This window comes from Streptomyces scopuliridis RB72 (assembly GCF_000718095.1).
GTDB classification, from domain to species: Bacteria; Actinomycetota; Actinomycetes; order Streptomycetales; family Streptomycetaceae; genus Streptomyces; species Streptomyces scopuliridis.
The window spans coordinates 1-18,058 of record NZ_JOEI01000010.1; the positions used below are offsets into that span (position 1 = coordinate 1).

Consider the following 18,058-nt stretch of genomic DNA (forward strand, 5'->3'; position numbering starts at 1 on the left):
CCTGTCGGTGGCCGCGCGGTTGGCGGAGCAGGGGCGTAAGACCACGCGTCTGCGTGTCTCGCACGCCTTCCACTCGCCCCTCATGCAGCCGATGCTGGACAACTTCCGCACCGTGGCGGAGGGGTTGTCGTACGCGGCGCCCCGGATCCCGGTCGTGTCGAACCTGACCGGCGCCCTGGCGTCGGCCGAGGAACTGTCCTCGCCCGAGTACTGGGTTCGGCATGTCCGTGAGGCGGTCCGGTTCGCGGACGGGGTACGGACGCTGGCCGAGCAGGGCGTGAGCACGTTCCTGGAGCTGGGTCCGGACGGTGTGCTGTCGGCCATGGCCCAGGAATCCGTACCGGACGGCGCCACGACCGTACCGATCCTCCGCAAGGACCGGCCCGAGGAGTCGACCGCGCTCACCGCGCTGGCCCAGCTGTACGTCCGGGGAGTTCCGGCGGACTGGCCGGTGCTCTTCGCGAGGACGGGGGCGCGGCGGGTCGAGTTGCCCACGTACGCCTTCCAGCGCACGTGGTTCTGGCCGGCGGGCCCGCTGGGTGGTTCCGGGGATGTACGGGCCGCGGGTCTCGGTTCCGCCGGGCATCCGCTGCTCGGTGCGGCCGTCGAACTCGCCGAGATCGAGGGCGCGTTGGTGACAGGTCGGCTGTCCGTTCAGTCGCATCCGTGGCTGGCCGATCACGCGGTGATGGGCCGGGTTCTGCTTCCCGGCACTGCTCTGCTTGAGCTGGCGATCCGGGCCGGTGACGAGGTCGGCTGCGACCGCGTGGAAGAACTGACGCTCGCCGCGCCCCTCACCCTGCCCGAGCGTGGTGCGGTGCAGGTGCAGGTCGCGGTCGGTATCCCCGACGAGTCGGGCCGGCGTTCGGTGGGGATCTACTCCCGGCCCGAGGACGGGGCGGACGGATCCTGGACGCAGCACGCCACCGGCGCGCTGACGACCGCCGACGCCAGTGCGGCGGACTCCGGGTTCGACGCGACGGTGTGGCCGCCGACCGGCGCCCATGCTCTGGATGTTGAGGGTTGCTATGAGCGGTTCGAGGAGATCGGGTTCGCGTACGGTCCGGTGTTCCAGGGCCTGCGCGCCGCCTGGCGTCGCGACGGTGAGATCTTCGCCGAGGTGAGTCTTCCGGAGAGTGCGGAGGCTGACGCGGCCAAGTTCGGTCTGCACCCCGCACTGCTCGACGCGTCTCTGCACGCTTCGCTTCTGGCGGGCGACAGTGACGGGGGCGGTGGTGGTCTGCCCTTCTCGTGGGAGGGTGTGTCGCTGCACGCGACGGGTGCTTCGGCGCTGCGGGTGCGGTTGGCTCCGGTCGGTAAGGACGCGATTTCCGTGGCCGCCGCCGACACTTCCGGTCAGCGGTCGTCGTGCTCGGACCGGACGTGCTGGGACTCGCCGACGGATTGGCCGATCGACGGTACGTCGTCCGAGGACGGGGTCGCGGAGTCGGCCCACGCGCTGACCGCCGAGGCCCTGGCCCTGGTCCAGGGCTGGCTGGCTGAGGACCGGTTCGCCGGTTCGCGGCTGGTGTTCGTCACCCGGGGAGCGGTGGCCGTGGACGGCGGCACTGTCGCCGACCTGGCGGCGGCCTCCGTACGGGGTCTGGTGCGATCCGCTCAGACGGAGAACCCGGGCCGCTTCGGACTGCTGGATCTCCCGGCCGACCTGACGTCTCTGTCCGAAGCGAGGAAGGCTCTCGGTTCCGACGAACCGCAGCTGATCGTCCGCGACAGCGCGATCCACGCGGGACGACTGACCCGCGTACCCGCACCCGTGTCCACCGGCGCCGACGCGAGCCAGGCCGCCGGACCGGCCTGGGACAGCGAGGGTACGGTCCTGATCACCGGCGGTACGGGCGGTCTGGGCGGCGTTCTGGCCCGGCATCTCGTCGCCGAGCGCGGTGTGCGCCATCTGCTGCTGGCCAGCAGGCGGGGTACGGACGCACCCGGCGCCGCCGAACTGGTCGCCGAGCTGACCGCGCACGGCGCGCGGGTCACGGTCGCCGCGTGCGACCTCGCCGACCGGTCCGCCGTATCCGGGCTGCTGGCCGGTGTACCGTCCGAACACCCGCTGACCACCGTGGTGCACACGGCGGGTGTGTTGGACGACGGCATCATCGGCTCACTGACCCCCGAGCGTCTGGCCCGGGTGCTGCGGCCGAAGGTGGACGCGGCGTGGCATTTGCATGAGCTGACGCGCGATCTCGGTCTGGCCGCGTTTGTGGTGTTCTCGTCCGTGGCCGGTGTGTTCGGTGGTGCGGGGCAGGGTAACTACGCTGCCGCGCACAGGGTGAAGTTCCCCCGCTGCTCAGGTCGTTGATCCGTACCCGCCGCCGTCGGAGCGCGGTCGCCGGATCGGCCACCGCCACCGCCACCGCCACCGGGCTTCTCGGCCGGCTGGCCGGGCTGTCTCCGTCCGCGCGGCACGAAGCACTGCTGGATCTCGTAAGGAGTCAGGTCGCCCTCGTACTCGGCCATGCCGACGCGGCGGCCGTCAACGCCACCTCTCAATTCCGGGAGTTGGGCTTCGACTCCCTCACGGCCGTGGAGCTGCGGAACCGGCTGAGTACGGTGACGGGTCTGCGGCTGACCGCCACGCTGATCTTCGACTACCCGACCGCGACAGCGCTCGCGGACCATCTCAGGGACGAGCTGTTCGGCACCGAGGCCGAGACCACGATCCCGGTCCGGATGCTGCCGCCCGTGGCCGACGATCCGATCGTGGTCGTGGGCATGAGCTGCCGGTACCCGGGCGGGGTGGCCTCGCCGGAGGATCTGTGGCGGCTGGTCACCGAGGGCACCGACGCGGTCTCCGGCTTCCCGGCCAACCGTGGCTGGGACGTGGACGGGCTGTTCAACCCGGACCCGGACCACGCGGGCACGTCGTACACCCGCTCCGGCGGATTCCTGGAGAACGCGGGCGAGTTCGACCCGGCGTTCTTCGGGATGTCGCCGCGCGAGGCGATGGCGACGGACTCGCAGCAGCGGCTGCTGCTCGAAGCCTCGTGGGAGGCGATCGAGCGGGCCGGCATCGATCCGGTGTCGCTGATGGGCAGTGCGACCGGTGTGTTCGCCGGTGTGATGTACAACGACTACGGCACCACACTGAACGGCAAACAGTTTGAAGGACACCAGGGCCAGGGCAGCGCGGGAAGCGTGGCCTCGGGCCGCGTCTCGTACACCTTCGGGTTCGAGGGTCCGGCGGTGACGGTGGACACGGCGTGCTCGTCGTCGCTGGTCGCGATGCATCTGGCGGCCCAGGCGCTGCGCGGCGGCGAATGCTCGCTGGCGCTCGCCGGCGGTGTGACGGTCATGTCGACCCCGGGCACCTTCGTGGAGTTCTCCCGGCAGCGGGGTCTGTCGCCCGACGGCCGGTGCAAGGCGTTCTCCGAGTCGGCCGATGGTGTGGGCTGGTCGGAGGGTGTCGGCATGCTGGTGCTTGAGCGGCTGTCCGACGCACGGCGCAATGGCCATCAGGTGCTGGCGGTGCTGCGCGGCAGCGCGATCAACCAGGACGGCGCGTCCAACGGACTCACCGCCCCCAACGGTCCTTCGCAGCAGCGCGTGATCCGTCAGGCGCTGGCCAGCGGCGGACTGTCCATGGACGACGTCGATGTGGTGGAGGCGCACGGTACGGGGACGACGCTCGGCCATGTCGACTGGTCGGCGGGCGCGGTGGAACTGCTGACCGAGCAGACGCAGTGGCCGGAGACCGATCGGGTACGGCGTGCGGGTGTCTCGTCCTTCGGGATCAGCGGGACGAACGCGCACGTCATCCTCGAACAGCCCGAGCCGGTGGCCGAGTTCGCGGCCGAGCCGGCCGTGACGGAGGCCGCGGCGCCCGCCGTGGTGCCGTGGGTCCTCTCGGGGAAGACTCCGGAGGCGCTGGCGGCCCAGGCGGCCAGGCTGCTCTCCTCCATCGAGGCGCGGCCGGCGCTGCGGCCGGTGGATGTCGGGTACTCGCTGGCGACGGGACGTTCGGTGTTCGAGCACCGCGCGGTGGTGCTGGCGAGTGATTCCGGCGGCTCCCATGACGTGGTTCGTGCACTGAGCGCCCTGGCGTCCGGTGACGGGGATGCGTCGGCGGTGTCGGGGTCGGTGCTCGGCGGCAGGACTGCGGTGCTGTTCTCGGGTCAGGGCAGCCAGCGGCTCGGTATGGGCCGCGAGCTGTACGCTCGGTTCCCGGTGTTCGCCGAGGCGCTGGACTCCGTACTCACCACGTTGGACGGCGAGTTGGAGCGTCCCCTGCGCGAGGTGATGTGGGGCGAGGACGCCGAATCGCTGAACGACACGGGCTTCACGCAGCCCGCGTTGTTCGCCGTAGAGGTGGCGCTGTTCCGGCTGGTGGAGTCGTGGGGCGTGAAGCCGGACTTCGTGGCGGGTCATTCGATCGGTGAGATCGCTGCCGCGCATGTGGCGGGGGTGTTCTCGCTGGAGGACGCCTGCGCACTGGTCGTGGCGCGGGCGAAGCTGATGCGGGCGCTGCCGGCCGGTGGTGCGATGGTCGCGGTACGGGCGACGGAGGACGAGGTCACCCCGCTGCTGTCGGGCGAGGTGTCGATCGCCGCGGTCAACGGTCCCGCCTCGGTCGTTGTCTCGGGCGATGAGGAAGCGGTCCTGGCCGTGGCGGCGCGGCTGGAGGAGCAGGGCCGGAAGACCACGCGCCTGCGGGTGTCGCATGCCTTCCACTCGCCCCTGATGCAGCCGATGCTGGAGCGATTCCGTGCGGCGGCGGAGCAGTTGTCGTTCGAGGCGCCCCGGATTCCCGTGGTGTCGAACTTGACCGGCGGCCTGGCGTCGGCCGAGGAACTGTCCTCGCCCGAGTACTGGGTTCGGCATGTCCGTGAGGCGGTCCGCTTCGCGGACGGGGTACGGACGCTGGCCGAGCAGGGTGTGACGACGTTCCTGGAGCTGGGCCCGGACGGTGTGCTGTCGGCCATGGCCCAGGAATCCGCGCCGGAAGAGGCGGCGATCGTCCCGATCCTCCGCAAGGACCGGGACGAGGAGCTGACCGCCCTCACCGCGCTGGCTCGCGTACACGCGCACGGTGGTGCGACGGTCGACTGGACCGGGTTCTTCGCGGGGACGGGGGCGCGGCCGGTCGAGTTGCCCACGTACGCCTTCCAGCACCAGTGGTTCTGGCCGGCCGGTTCGCAGTCCGGCGCCGCCGGTGATGTGCGCGCGGCCGGTCTCGGTTCCGCCGGGCATCCGCTGCTGGGCGCGGCCGTCGAACTGGCTGCGAGCCAAGGCGTGTTGTTCACCGGCCGGCTGTCCGTTCAGTCGCATCCGTGGCTGGCTGACCACGCGGTGATGGGCCGGGTTCTGCTTCCCGGCACTGCTCTGCTTGAGCTGGCGATCCGGGCCGGTGACGAGGTCGGCTGCGACCGCGTGGAGGAACTGACGCTCGCCGCGCCCCTCACCCTGCCCGAGCGTGGTGCGGTGCAGGTACAGGTCGCGGTCGGTACGCCCGATGAGTCCGACCGGCGTTCGGTGGGGATCTACTCCCGCCCGGCGGACGCGGCGGACGCACCCTGGACCCAGCACGCCACCGGGTCGCTGGCCGGCCGCTCCGAGGGGGCGGAGACCGGGTTCGACGCGACGGTGTGGCCGCCGACCGGTGCCGAGGCTCTGGATGTTGAGGGTTGCTATGAGCGGTTCGAGGAGATCGGGTTCGCGTACGGTCCGGTGTTCCAGGGTCTGCGGGCGGCCTGGCGGCGTGATGGTGAGATCTTCGCGGAGGTGAGTCTTCCGGAGAGTGCGGAGGGTGACGCGGCCGCGTTCGGTCTGCATCCGGCTCTGCTGGACGCGTCTCTGCACGCTTCGCTTCTGGCGGGCGACAGTGACGGGGGCGGTGGTGGTCTGCCGTTCTCGTGGGAGGGCGTGTCGCTGCACGCGACGGGTGCTTCGGCGCTGCGGGTGCGGTTGGCTCCGGTCGGTAAGGACGCGATTTCCGTGGCCGCCGCCGACACTTCCGGTCAGGACATTCCGGGGTCGGTCGTCGTGCTCGGACCGGACGTGCTGGGACTCGCCGACGGATTGGCCGCCCGGTGCCGGATGTCGTGCTGGTGCCCGTCCTGAGCGAACCGGACGGTGCCGGGGCAGTGGCTGTACCCGACTCGGTACGCGAGGTCGTCTCCCGGGCGCTGGGGCAGCTCCAGCAGTGGCCGGGCGAGGACCGGTTCGCCGGTTCGCGGCTGGTGTTCGTCACCCGGGGAGCGGTGGCCGTGGACGGCGGTGCTGTCGCCGACCTGGCGGCGGCCTCCGTATGGGGTCTGGTGCGGTCCGCGCAGTCGGAGAATCCGGGCTGCTTCGGACTGCTGGATCTCGAACCGGCGGCTGGTGCCGCCGCGTTGACCCCGCTGGCCCGCGCTCTCGGTTCCGAAGAGCCGCAGTTGGTGCTCCGCGGGGGCGAGGTCAGGGCCGCCAGGCTGGACCGCGTACCCCTCCCCGAGCCGGTCGCCCCGACCGATGGGGAGACAGACGGTGAGACAGCAGGCGCGGGAGAGAGCTGGGAGCGGGGCGGCACCGTACTGATCACCGGCGGAACCGGCGGTCTGGGCGCCGTACTGGCCCGGCACCTGGTCGCGGAACGCGGCGTACGCCGGCTGTTGCTGCTCAGCCGGCGCGGTCCCGGCGCGGAGGGAGTGGGAGCCCTCGTCGAGGAGCTGGAGACGCTCGGTGCCGAGGTCACGGCCGCGGCCTGTGATGTCGCCGACCGGGGAGCGCTGGCCGACGTGCTGGCCGCCGTACCCGCCGCCCATCCGGTCTCGGCGGTCGTACACGCCGCCGGCGTGCTGGACGACGGCGTGATCGGTTCGCTGACGCCGGAGCGGCTGGATACGGTTCTGCGGCCGAAGGTGGACGCGGCGTGGCATCTGCATGAGCTGACGCGCGATCTCGGTCTGGCCGCGTTTGTGGTGTTCTCGTCCGTGGCCGGTGTGTTCGGTGGTGCGGGGCAGGGTAACTACGCTGCCGAGGGCGAGATCCCGGCCCTGCTCAGCGGTCTGATCAGGACCCCGTCCCGGCGGTCGGCGACGGCCGCTCCGCGGTCGGCCGAATCGCTCGGGCAGCGGCTGACCGGACTGACCGACGAGGAGCGCCGTGACGTTCTTCTGACGCTGGTCCGCGATCAGGCGGCCGTGGTGCTCGGACACGCGGACGGTACGGCGGTCGGCGCCTCGCGGCAGTTCCAGGAGCTGGGCTTCGACTCCCTGACGGCGGTGGACTTCAGGAACCGGCTGAACGCGGCGACAGGGCTGCGGCTGCCGGCCACCCTGCTGTTCGACTACCCCACCCCGGCCGCGGTCGTGGACCATCTCCACTCCCAGCTGGTGACCGAGGAGGTCACCGGGGCCGGTTCGGTGCTCGCCGTTCTCGACCAGTTGGAGAAGGCGATCACGGAGATGACGGTCGACGCGCAGGAGTTCAAGCACGTCGCCGGACGCATCGAGGTGCTCAGGACGAAGTGGGCGGCGCTGCGGCAGGAGTCGGCGAACGGCTCCGGCGAGTTCGATCTGGAGGCGGCGTCGGACGACGATGTGTTCGCGCTCCTCGACGACGAACTCGGTCTGTCCTGAACCACGGGGGGTCCGGGAGACGGCTCACGTCTCCCGGACCCCCCGAACGACCGGCGAATCGAAGGCGGTTCCTTCACTCACGAGTGGGTTCCGTCACCGATGTCCCTGCAGAGACTAGGGAATTTCCCACTGTCCGTCCTAGTGGAATGGGGTGGTCGGTCACCGGGCCGACACGTGGCGGTCGGTGACGGAGAGAGCGCGAGTCGGGTGATGTGAGTCGTCCGGCCGCTCTGTTGGGTAGGAGTGCCGCATGGAACGTTCGGTCGCGTCGGTGAGATCATGGCGCCCGCGGTGTGTCACGTCCCGTCATGTCCCGCTGTCACCGGCCCGGAGGCCCGGACCGCAGCGCGGTCCGGATCGCTCGGCCCACCCCTAGGAGGATGCAACACGATGACGACGTCCACCGAGGAGAGCCTTTGGGCGCGGTGCTTTCATCCAGCGCCGGCCAGCTCGGAACAACTCTTCTGTTTCCCCCACGCGGGTGGCTCGGCGTCTTTCTACTTCCCGGTCTCCGCTCAACTGTCGTCCGTGGCCGAGGTGTTCTCGGTGCAGTACCCCGGCCGTCAGGACCGGCGCAAGGAGACCAGCCCCGGCGATCTCGGGGTCATGGCCGATCAGATCTACGAGGCGCTGCGCAAGCAGCTCCGCGCCCGGCCGACCACGTTCTTCGGACACAGCATGGGCGCGACGATCGCCTTCGAGGTCGCGCGGCGGTTCGAGGCCGATGGCGGTGAGCTCTCCCATCTGTTCGCCTCCGGCCGGCGCGCCCCGTCGCGCCACCGGGACGAGAGTGTGCACCAGCGCGACGACGACGGCATCGTCGCCGAGCTGAAGCTGCTCTCCGGTACGAATACGGCGCTGCTCGGCGACGAGGAGATCCTGCGGATGATCCTCCCGGCGATCCGCAGTGACTATCAGGCCATTGAGACCTACCGCTGCGATCCAGCGACGAGGGTCCGGGTCCCGATCTCCGCGCTGACCGGCGACAACGATCCGAAGACCACGCTGGACGAGGCCGAGGACTGGCGTGGCCACACCACGGGAGCCTTTGACCTGAAGGTCTACCCCGGCGGGCACTTCTTCCTCAGTTCCCAGGCGCCGGCGGTGATCGCGCTCCTGCGGAAACATCTCTCCGCTCAGGCATAGTCCGCCGATCCCGCTGAGCGACCGATCTCGCTGAGCGACCGACCCGTCTGTGCCGCCCACCCCTGTGATCAGGGGTTCCGAGTGGTCAACATCTCTCGGGTGATCAACACCATCGGGTGGTGTGTGCCCCCTGAAGAGCCCCTCAGCCGTGCATTGGCGCGGTCGCCCTTATCGCTCTGGAAGAATGTCTTCTCGTGCGGTCATCCGGATCATCCGGTTATCCGGACATCCGGGTTTCCGGAGTGGGGTGCTGCCCGGAGTGCGGGGGGCGCTCCGGGCGGGCGCGCCACCAACTCCCGGACGGTGCAGTGGCGTCCAGCGGACAGTAGTGCTTGATCCAGTTCGCGCTGGGTAGTCCCCAAGTGCCGAAACGGGCTTCGTGGGCTTCGTGGGTTGCGGGATCCTGTGATCATGCAACCTCGCGCCGTCGATCGTGGAACGTTCAGCTGTTTTTGCGAGTTGTGCGGGATGCTGCGGGACGCGGCGACGAGTCATCGCGTCTGTTGTGTCCCCCGAGAGGCGAGGAGACCATGATGCTGGACCAGGCCGATCTCTCCGGTTTGTCCAGCACTCTGGTCGGACGCGCCCGTGAGCTGCGGGCGCTGAGCCGCCATGCCGAGGCCGCGCGCGCCGGGCGGGCGGGCCTGGTGATGCTGTCCGGCCCCGCGGGCATCGGCAAGACCAGCCTTCTGCGGGCGTTCCTCAAGAGCGACGCGTGCCGCAACATGGCCGTGCTGTACGGCTCGTGCGGCGAAGTCGCCGCGGGCGCGGGATACGGCGGCGTACGGGAGCTGTTCGGCTCGCTGGGGCTCAGCGGCGAGGACGCCAGGAACTCCCCGCTGCTGCGCGGTCTCGCCCGTCGCGCGCTGCCCGCCCTCACGGCCGGACCGTTCGAGCAGGAGACATTGGGCGCGTCCGCCACCTATCCGGTGCTGCACGGGCTGTACTGGCTCGCGGCGAATCTGATGGTCGACCGCCCGCTCGTGCTCGTACTGGACGATGTGCACTGGTGCGACGAACGCTCCCTGGGCTGGGTGGACTTCCTGCTGCGGCGCGCGGACGATCTGCCGCTGCTGGTGGTGCTCGCCCACCGCAGCGAGGCCGAGCCGGTCGCCCACTCCGCGCTGGCCGACATCGCCGCGCAGCGCCGGCCAGCCCTGATGCGGCTGGCGCCGCTCACGCACGCGGCCGTCGGCGAGATGGCCCGGCAGATCTTCCAGGCACCCGTCGAACCGTCCTTCACCGAGCGCGCCGCCGCCGTCTCCGGCGGCAACCCCCTCACTCTCAGCCGGCTCCTGGGCGAGCTGCGCGCCGAGGGAGTGCAGCCCGACGAGAAGGGCGTACGGAGAGTCGCCGAGGTGGGCGGCCAGGTGATCGCGTCCTCCGTGAGCGCGCTGCTGGACAATCAGCCGCTCTGGGTGCGCGAGGTGGCCCGGGCGATCGCGGTCCTCGGCGAGGAGTCCCCCGATCTGGTCGGCATGCTCGCCGACGTGCCCTCCGCGCTCGTCGCCGAGGGCGTTGTCGCCCTGCGGCGCGCCGAGGTGCTCGCCGCGGACCGGGCTGACCTGGTGCATGACGTGGTGCGCTCGGCCGTACTGGAACCCCTCGGCGCCGAGGCGCTGGCCGGGCTGCGCACCAGAGCCGCCCTGCTGCTGAGTGATGCGGGCCGGCCCGCCGAGGAAGTCGCGGGCCGGCTCATGCTGTTGCCCGCCCTGACCCAGCCGTGGATGCCGGCGGTGCTCCGCGACGCGGCCGTCCAGGCCGAGGGCCGTGGCGCTCCCGAGGCCGCGGTACGCTATCTGCACCGCGTGCTGGAGATGGAGCCGCACAGCGTGCCGGTACGTATCCAGATGGCCACGTCCCTCGCGGAGATCAATCCGGCGGAGGCCATCCGGCTGCTGGAGGAAGCGCTGTCGCTGGCCGATGACCCACGCGCCAGGGCCATGGTCGCCGTGCGGTACGGACTGGTCTGCCTGGCCGTTCAGCGGTCGCCCGCCGGCGTACGGGTCCTCGAAGAGGTCCTGGCGGAGCTGGAAGCCGAGCTGGGCCCGGGCCCGGATCCCGCCGACCGTGAACTGCACACGCTGGTCGAATCGGTCCTGCTGATCGTCGGGGCGGACGAGAAGGCGACCGTCTCCGCGACCCTGGACCGCGCCGCGTTACTGACCGCGCCTCCCGGCGATACGCCCGCCCAGCGCCAGATGCTCGCGATGATGACCGTACTGACCGCGATGGACGGCCGCTCGGCGGAGCTGACGGTCGAACAGGCCCGCCGCGCGCTGAGATCGCCCGGGGCGGAGCTGGAGAGCTGGCCCCTGCTCGCCTCGTCGTTCGCGCTCAGCCTCGCCGACGAGGTCGACGAGGCGCTGGACGCGCTGGACCGCATGCTCCAGCACAGCCAGGACAACGCCGCCGTCTGGACCTTCGTGCTCGCGCTGTCCACCCGCGCTCTGGTGCTGCACGGCGCGGGCGCGTTCCCCGACGCGCTGGCCGACGCGCAGACATCCATCGAGATCATCGGCGAGGAGAGATGGGGTGACGGCGCCGCGCTGCCGCAGATCGCGCTCGCGACGATGCTCGTCGAACGCGGCGAGGCCCAACGGGCCGAGGAAGTGCTCCGCGGTATCAAACGGGGCGGTCTCGACCGGTTCGTCATCGAATACCACTGGTCGCTGATGGCGCGGGCCCGCGCCCGATGGGCGCTCGGCGACCGGGAGGCGGCGCTCGGTCTCTACCTCGAATGCGGCAGATCGCTGGAGGAGTCCCGGTTCAGCAATCCGGCGTTTCTGCCGTGGTGGTCCGAGGCGGCGTGTCTGCTCGCGGTCATGAACCGCGGCGACGAGGCCCGGGAGATGACCGAGTACGGCGGCGAGCTGGCCCAGCGGTGGGGCACCCCCCGCGCCCTCGGACTCGCCGCGCTCGCCCGCGGCGTGATCGCCCCCGGCGGCACGGGCATCGAACCGCTCACCGAAGCGGTCCTCACCCTGGCCGGCTCGCCCGCCAGAGCCGAGCACGCCAAAGCGGAATTCGTCCTCGGCCGCGCCCTGCTGAAGACCGGCGACCAGCGCGGCGCCCGGGAGCATCTGCGGACCGCCACCGACCTCGCCCAGCGCTGCGGGGCCCTCGCGCTCGCCGCCGTCGCCCGCAGGCTGCTGGTCACCGCCGGCGGCCGGATGCGGAAGATGAGCGCCTCACCGCTCGACATGCTCACCGGAATGGAACGCAGGGTGGCCGGCCTCGCCGCGGCGGGCGCCAGCAACCGCTCGATCGCGGAGACCTTGTTCGTGACGGTACGCACCATTGAGACACATCTGACCAGCGTGTACCGGAAACTGGGCGTGAGCGGGCGCACCGAACTGGGCGCCGTTCTGCGCACGCCCGATGTCCCCGATGGGCAACCACCGGGCTGGGTATCCGAATCACGCTGGCGACGCTGAAGCGAACGGGGCGAGGCGGTGCGTGTGACTGGCCGGAACGACAATTGTCTGAGCACGCGGTCCTTGGAGTGGACATACGGACCGGACACCCGTCGAGACGGGGTGGACCTGCTCGAACGCGGTCGCGAGCAGGCGGCGCTGACCTCCCTGCTCACCTCGCTGGGCAGACGACGCGCGGGCATCGTGACCCTGACCGGGAGACCGGGCCACGCACAGAACGCTCTGCTGAGATGGGCCGCCCGGCGCGCCCAGGGCGGCGGACTGGGTGTGCTGCACGCCCAGGCGGCCCCGGCCGAACGTGAGGTGCGCTACGGCGTGATCGCGCAACTCATGACATCGATGGCAGGCCAGGGCCAGGCCGATGGCGGCCCGGCCGGCTGCTCGCTGCGGGAACTGATGGAGCACCGGCAGCCCGGTCCGCTGCCCGGACTCGACGGAACCCTTCACTTCGCACAGACGATGCCTACCCTGCTGGTCATCGAGGACACCCAATGGCTCGATCCCGCCTCCCTGCGCTGGCTGCACGCGCTGGTCCGGCGGCTGACCCCGGACACACCGGTCGCGGTGCTGGCGAGCGGGAGCGGCGTGTCGGCCAAGGGCCGGGACTGGCTCAGCCTGCTGCCCGCCTCCCCGGTCCCCAGCAAGCAGCTCGTGCTGCGCGGACTGACCGAACACGGCGTCGCCACCGTGGTGGAGACGGTCTGCGGCACCCCGGGCGACCAGCGGTTCACCGCGACGGCCGCGGCGGCCACCGAGGGCAACCCCGCCGTACTGCGCGAGGTGCTGCGCCAGTTCACCGACCAGGGCCATGAACCGGTCGCCGCCCGGCTGCCCGAGCTGCGTACGATCACCGCCGCCGTCGTCGGCGACCACGCGACGCGCTCGCTCAACGGCCTGCCCGCCGAAGCCGTGGCGCTGCTGCGGGCGCTGGCCGTCTGCGGCGAGCTGCTCAGCTTCCCCCTCGTCCGCGCGCTGGCCGGGCTGAGGCCCGTACGCGGCCAGGAACTGCACGTGATGCTGGAGGCGGCGGGACTCACCGTTTCCGGAGGAACGAAAACACAGGTACGCCACCCCGCGGTGAAGGCCCGGCTGCTGGAGGACATGGCCACCGAAGAACGGGCCCAGCTGTACTCCCGGGCCGCCGAACTGGCCCACCGTGCCTGGGCGAACGACGAGGACGTCGCGCAGATCCTGCTCCGTACGCCGCCGCTGGGAGCCCCCTGGGTGGTCAGCACGCTGTGCGAGAGCTTCACCGCCGCCCTGAACGCGGAGGACCACGGCCGGGCCGCCGCGTATCTCTCCCGCGCGCTGCGCGAACCGCTGGAGCCGCGCGAGCGCGCCCGGCTCACCCTGGAACTGGCCGCCGCCGAAGCGATGTCGGCGCCCCTGGCGGGGGACCGAAGGCTCGGCGAACTCGTCCGGGGCGGCAGCGGCGCCCCCGAAGGACTGCGCGCCCGCGCCGTCGACCTCGGACTCGCCCGCGGCAACAGCGACTGGGCACGCCGCGCGGCGGCCGAGGCGCTGTGCGACGTCCGGCCCGGCGAACGCGACAGTCTGATCGCGCTGTTCTGGCTCGCCGACGAGTCCCGGGACGACACCGAACCGATGGTGCCCGAGGTGCCCGTACTGCCCGGCCGCCCCTCGACCCCTGTCCAGAGCGGCGTACGCGCCTGGCAGCTCGCCGTACGTGGCGAGGACCTGGAGACGACCAGGACGCTGGCCCGCGCCGCCCTCGCGGGCGACGGCCCCGACACCCCGCTGGTACTGCCCCGGCTCGCCGCCTGCCGGGCGCTGATCCTGACCGATGACCACGAAGAGGCCGCCGCGGAACTGGACGCGCTGCTCACCGTCGTACGGCGCGACCACCGCAGAGCGGCCACCGCGCGGATCCTGACGGCGCGCGCCGAACTGTCCCTGCGCGCCGGCCGGCTCGACGCCGTCGAGCGGGACCTCGACGCCGCCGAACGGGCCCTGCCGATGTCGAGCAGACATCCGCTGATCGCCCCGAGCCTGACGGCCCTGCGTATCTCGACCGCGGTGGAAGCCGGCCGCCAGGAGTGCGCGCGGGCGCTCGCCGCCGCGCCCACGCCGCCCGGGGCGGAGGAGGGCGTGGCCTGGTCCGCCCTGCTCTTCGGCAGGGCGCGCGTCGCCGCCGTCGACGGGCGCTGGACCGATGCGATGGAGCTGGCGAAGGAGAGCGGCCGACGGCTGCTGCGCAGACAGTGGAACAATCCGGCGCTGCTGTGCTGGCGCCCGCAGGCGGCCGAGGCCTGTTACGCCCTCGGCGACCGCGAGGAAGCGGCGCGGCTGAGCCTGGAGGAGCTGAGACTCGCCCGCCGGTGGGGCTCGGCGAGCGCGCTCGGCCTCGCCGAGCTGTGGACCGCCCCGATGACCGGCGCCGGCGGCAGGCCCGTGATCGCCGCCCGTGAGGCGGTCCGCGTCCTGGGCGACTCACCCGCCCGGCTGACCTACGCGTGGGCGCTGGCCCGACTGGCCTCCTGCGAGCTGGAGGAGGGCGACTGCCGGGCCGCCGCGCTCTCCCTCGCCCGGCTCTCCGCGTTCACCACGCCTCATCCGTCGAGCCGGCTGGCAACGGCGGTGCGCGGGCTCACCGAACGGCTGGAGAGGCCGGCCGGACCGGTGCCCCCCGCCCTGCCCCGGGAGTGGACCACGCTCTCGGAGGCCGAACAGCGCACCGCGACCTTCGCCGGACGCGGCCACGGCAACCGCGAGATCGCGGAGCTGCTCTCCGTGAGCAGACGCACCGTCGAGCTGCGGCTGAGCAACACGTACCGAAAGCTGCGTATCACCGGACGCGAGGAACTGTGCGTGCTGGTGCGGAACATGGGAGAGCGGCCGAGCGATGCTTCTTGAGCGGGAGTCCGAACTGTCGCGGGTGGGGGCCGCGTTGAGCGCCGCGGACGAGGGCACCTCATCGGTGATCCTGCTGTGCGGACCACTCGGCATCGGAAGATCCGCCCTGCTGCGCCGACTGCCCGGTGTCGTCTCCGGTACGGACGTACGAGTCCTGCGGGCGAACGCCGCCCCGATGGAGCGGGACTTCGCGTTCGGTGTGGTCCGGCAGTTGCTCGACAGTCTGCTCTCCGGCGCCTCGCAGGCGGACCGCGAGCGCTGGGCGCGCGAACCCGGCCGGGCCTCCGGCCTGATGTTCGGCGCCGACGACACTCCGGCCGGCCGGCCGCTCGCCGAGGACATGCCGATGGGGGAGGCGCCCGACGGCGCGGGCGCCGGGGGCCCGGCCGGCGCCGCGTCCGAGGCGACCCTGCACGGTCCGCGCTCGCTCCTCGCCGACATCAGCGAACACGCCAGGCTGCTCATCCTCGTCGACGACCTCCAGTGGGTGGACATCCCCTCCCTGCGCTGGCTCGCCTACCTCACCAAACGGCTGCGGGGGCTGCGGGTCGTGCTCGTCTGCACGCTCCGGGACGGGGACCAGGGCGCCGGACACGCCCTGGTGCGCGAGATCGCCGCCTCCTCGACCCAGATACTGCGCCCCGCCCCGCTGTCGCGCGACGCCACCCGAGCGGTGATCCGCGAACGGTCCGGCGCACCCGGGGACGAGGAGTACGTACGCGCCTGTCATGAAGTGACCGGCGGCAACCCGCTGTTCCTGATGTCCCTACTGCTGGGCATGGAGGCACGGGGCCACGAGCCGACCGCCGACCACGCCGACCGGGTACGCGCCCTGCGGCCCGCGGGGCTGCGGGAGCGGCTGGCGAGCTATCTGCGGACCCGGCCACGGGCGGTACGGGACACGGCCGCGGCGATCGCCGCCTTCGGCGGTCACGGAGACCCCGAGCTCATCACGGAACTCGCCGGACTGGACGAGATCGGCTTCGGCGCCGCCCGGCGGGCGCTCCGCGAGGCGGGGCTGCTGGCCGACGCGCGCGAACCGCGCTTCATCCACCGCGTCGTCCAGGACGCCATCGAATCCGCGATGACCGTGGCCGAACGGGAACGCTGGCACGCCGCCGCCGCGGACCTGCTCTACCGCAGCGGCCGTCCCGCCGAGCAGGTCGCCGCCCATCTGATGGCCGTCACCACCTTCGGCCGCCCCTGGTCGGTGATGGTGCTGCGTGCCGCGGCCGACACCGCGCTGCGCCGGGGCGCGCCGGAGACCGCCGCCCGTTATCTGCGCCGCGCGCTGCTCGGCCACCGCCCCCAGGACGAGAGCCGGGCCAGACTGCTGGTCGAACTGGCCACCGCGGAGCGCGGGTTCGACCCCGAGGCCTGTCAGCGCCATATCGTCCAGGCGATGCCTCTGCTGACCACGGTCAGGGACCGGGCCGCCGCCGCGCTGCGTATTCCGCCGCCGCTGCTCGGCGCCGTACCCCCCTCCACCGCCGCGCTCCTGCGCGGCGTCAGCGACGAACTCGGCTCGCCCGCCGAACTGGACGGTCAGGCGCGGGAAATGGCCCTGCGGCTCGAAGCCCGGCTCAGGCATTGCGGGCACGAGAACCCGGGGGAGCTGGCCTCGGCCATGGAACGCCTGCGCGAACTGGGGGAGGACCCCCCGCTCGGCTCCGCGGCCGAACGTGAGCTGATGGCCGTGCTCCTCTTCTCCGGCACTCTCACCGGCCGGCTGTCCGCGGCCGAGGCGGCGCGCACGGGCGGCCGCATCCTGGAACGCGAACCGGCCACCTCGGCGGGCGCGCACACCGCGCTGCCGCTGGTCGTCGTCACCCTCTTCGCCGCCGAGTCGGTACAGGACGTGGGCTCGTGGCTGTCGACCGAGCAGCAGACCCGCTGGCAGAACGCGACCGGCGCCGACAGCGTCCTCCTCCTCGCGGAACGGGCGTTCGTCCTCGTCTCGCAGAGCAGGCCCACCCAGGCGCGCGAATATGTCGAGCGTGCCATGGGGTCGGCCGAGACGGACTGGCGCGAGGCCTCCATCATGATCCTCTCCACGGTCGCACTCGAACTGCGTGACCCGGCGCTCAGCGAACGGATCCTCGCCAGGGCCCGCCGGCGCCGGACGGCCGGGCTGGCCCTGACGGCCGCACTCCAGATACTCCAGGCGTCGGTGGACGCCCAGCGGGGACTGCGTTCCAGAGCGCTGGAGAGCCTGCTCGCCTGCGGCCGTCAACTGGACGTCTCCGGCTGGCGGAACTCGGCGCTCTTCCCATGGCGTCCCCACGCCATCGGCCTCTACCAGCGGCTCGGCGACTCCCGGTCCGCGCTGCGGCTCGCCGAGGAGGAACTCGCCTGGGCCACGGCATGGGGAGCACCCGCCGGGCTCGGCCGCGCCCTGCGGCTGAAGGGCTGGCTCCAGGGCGCGCAGGGCGTCCCGCTGCTGCGCGAAGCGGTCGCCGTACTGCGCGACTCGTCCTTCGAACTGGAACTCGCCAGGACACTCGTGTTGTTGGGCCGGCAGCTGGGCGGCGGCCCCGAGGCGGAGGCGGCACTACGGGAGGCGGGCACCCTCGCGGCGGCCTGCGGTGCTCCCTGGCTGGTCGAGCGGGCCGAGCACGGCCTCGGTACGGCCTCCGCGCCGAAGACCGCCGTCCTCACCCGCAGCGAGCGCAGGGTGATCACTCTTGTCGGCCGCGGGCTCACCAACCAGGAAATTGCGGGTGAACTCGGCGTGAGTTCACGTGCCGTCGAGAAACATCTAACGAATTCCTATCGGAAGCTCGGCATCTCGGGCCGGCATGAGCTGGCGGATGCTCTTCCCGCGTAGACTCCCGCGGGTAACTGTTAACAGCATGCTACGCGCCGCTGTGGCCTGTGCGGCGCCTGCGCGGCTTGGTTCGGCCCGGCATGCTACGCGAACCTCAAGAGAACCTCAAACAAGGCTGAATTGAGCGGATGCCTCGCCAATCCGTCCCGCCCGGCATGCCGGGTTTTTCCCACCGTAGACATCGTCATTGCGGACCG

Annotated in this window: 5 protein-coding genes and 1 pseudogene; all 6 read left to right on the forward strand. The window is 71.8% G+C overall.

Annotated features, from left to right (window positions below):
* On the forward strand, positions 1-2,320 hold a 2,320-nt coding region (locus IF11_RS43405), incomplete at its 5' end, for an SDR family NAD(P)-dependent oxidoreductase (protein ID WP_483316182.1).
* 170 nt (positions 2,321-2,490) lie between these two features.
* Positions 2,491-7,307, forward strand: a pseudogene (locus tag IF11_RS43410) (SDR family NAD(P)-dependent oxidoreductase); the annotation flags it as partial.
* Between the two features lie 660 nt (positions 7,308-7,967).
* Positions 7,968-8,723, forward strand: coding sequence for a thioesterase II family protein (locus IF11_RS0114755; protein ID WP_030352033.1), 756 nt, complete (start codon positions 7,968-7,970; stop codon positions 8,721-8,723).
* 530 nt (positions 8,724-9,253) lie between these two features.
* Entirely contained in the window at positions 9,254-12,160 is a 2,907-nt protein-coding gene (locus IF11_RS0114760; RefSeq protein ID WP_030352034.1) for an AAA family ATPase, read from the forward strand.
* Positions 12,161-12,223: 63 nt separating this feature from the next.
* A complete protein-coding gene (locus IF11_RS0114765; RefSeq protein ID WP_240627924.1) occupies positions 12,224-15,034 on the forward strand; it encodes an AAA family ATPase in 2,811 nt (936 codons plus the stop codon).
* Entirely contained in the window at positions 15,024-17,861 is a 2,838-nt protein-coding gene (locus IF11_RS0114770) for an ATP-binding protein (protein ID WP_030352036.1), read from the forward strand. The genes IF11_RS0114765 and IF11_RS0114770 overlap by 11 nt, the downstream gene beginning before the upstream one ends.
* Positions 17,862-18,058 lie beyond the last annotated feature (197 nt).

Excerpts from the sequence above, each read along its gene's own strand:
- IF11_RS0114755 (WP_030352033.1), top strand. The coding sequence starts at position 7,968 with ATGACGACGTCCACCGAGGAGAGCCTTTGGGCGCGGTGCTTTCATCCA.
- IF11_RS0114770 (WP_030352036.1), top strand. The coding sequence starts at position 15,024 with ATGCTTCTTGAGCGGGAGTCCGAACTGTCGCGGGTGGGGGCCGCGTTG.
- IF11_RS0114760 (WP_030352034.1), top strand. The coding sequence starts at position 9,254 with ATGATGCTGGACCAGGCCGATCTCTCCGGTTTGTCCAGCACTCTGGTC.